This is a genomic window from Mesorhizobium waimense (genome assembly GCF_003601975.1).
Lineage (GTDB): Bacteria > Pseudomonadota > Alphaproteobacteria > Rhizobiales > Rhizobiaceae > Mesorhizobium > Mesorhizobium waimense.
Map to the genome: position 1 here is coordinate 1 of NZ_QZWZ01000146.1, position 1,750 is coordinate 1,750.

The following is a 1,750-nucleotide window of genomic DNA, read 5'->3' on the forward strand; positions in this document are numbered from 1 at the left end:
TCGGCAGCTGCCATTCACCTCCACCGCCTCCAGGCCATGGCGGCGTGGAAGACCATGACCGGAACGCTCGCCTGAATTCTGCAGCAGCGGCCTTAATCCGATCTATCTCAGATAACGTGACAAGCCCCGCCGAACAGGTATGCCGACTTGTAGCGCTGATCGGCCGGTTGACGGGGCCGCGTGCCACGGCGCGCCCATTGCCGCACGACACCGTTCTTCTGGCCAATGCTGGCTTCTTCTTACATGAGGGTTCGACTGTCAACGCGATTATTGCATTTGCTTCTCCGCTTGAGGATGGTCCTGCGTCGACATCGTTTGAGTCCGGAGCTTGAGTTTCCCGCAGCGAATGCCGCGTCACCTTACATACGGTCGCGCCTTTACACGGACGCGCACCACAATGCCTCTTGCCCGAGACGTAGCCCCGGCGAGACACGACCCACCTGAAACGCGGCAGCGACAGGCTGCCAAAGAAGAAGACGGTCTCGCTCCCCTAGTACCTCTGCACAGAGGTTATGACGGGTTGAACCGGCTGAAGTTTGGATAGGATGTCGTGGTCGACGAGCAGTTGGATGCTGCGCGCGACACCTGGTTGCCTGCGGATGAGGCCGGAGCGTTCGAGGGTTGACCCAACCGTCTGTCCCTGCCGTGGCGGCATTCTGCGCATCACCGCCACGCTGCCGCGATGGCGCACTGGGCCATCACGACCGCAGCCGGATACCTCATGACGACAGGATGTCGCCCCAGCATCGATCGTGGCAGCGTCGCGGCATCAGCGTCGACGGACGCAATGACCCCCCCATATCGTCATCTTCCCGACCAGCCCGAAGAGCACAAGCATTACCCCGAAGCACGCCCAAAGATGCCAACGGGCGCGTCGATCGCCTCGGTCAACGTCGGCGTCTCGGCCTCGTCTTCACCGACATGGCAGCGTTGCATCACACCAAGCCGCACAACTAGAGCAGGCTTCGCGATACTAATCCCATAGCGTGGCCGCGTCAGCGGGTTCGCTCAATCCGGCTTCAATGAGGTCGCGCACCGCGCCAAGCCAGACCATCACCGCCGCGCGACCTCACAGAACCCTTGTATGGGGATTTGTTTGTCAAGCCATCGCGACTGCCCATTTCGTTATTTCTTCCGTTTCAACCAGTTGATTGAGGCGGCCTGTTGTAGGGCCGCATAGTTGAGATGATCCGAGGGGAACCCGCCTCGCGCGCAACACATGCGCCGCGACCTTGTATTCGGTTGGATCCATACTGGATCCGGACCATGAAGCAGTCATTCGCTTCGGCGGCAAGGCTCCGAGGCGGCGGGCCCATTTCTCCAGACGGCCATCGGAGCCAGGTTTCTGTTCGGGTCACCACCACCTCGGATCATCGACGGCCTGTCAGCAAAATCCGACCGGACGCCGAGTTGCTTGTTCGGTTTTCTCGCAGTCCTGTTCACGCTGGCTGCCGAAGCATGACCCCATCCGGTATCTCACCCACCGTGCTCAGACGCCACAAGGCTATGAGCAACTTGCGGGCGAGCGCTACGATCATCTTCGTTTTGCGTGCGGCGGTCGGACCTTCCGTTCGCGCCCGGTACCATTGGGCCAGAGCGCTATCCTTCTGGAACCGCAGAAAGTGTGGCGCGACAATTTGGATGGGAAGCGCGACGATCAGGATGAAGGGTCAGGTGGTCGCGATTTGGTGAAGATGGACTGTGGATCAGTGAGTTGCAAGGGGTATTTTTCGTCATTGTCGCGGCGCGT

The 1,750-nt window shown here is 60.4% G+C and carries 1 pseudogene; it reads right to left on the minus strand.

What is annotated here, in order from left to right:
• Positions 1 to 119: 119 nt before the first annotated feature.
• Positions 120 to 239 (minus strand): annotated as a pseudogene (locus D3227_RS40245) (IS630 family transposase); the annotation flags it as partial.
• Positions 240 to 1,750 lie beyond the last annotated feature (1,511 nt).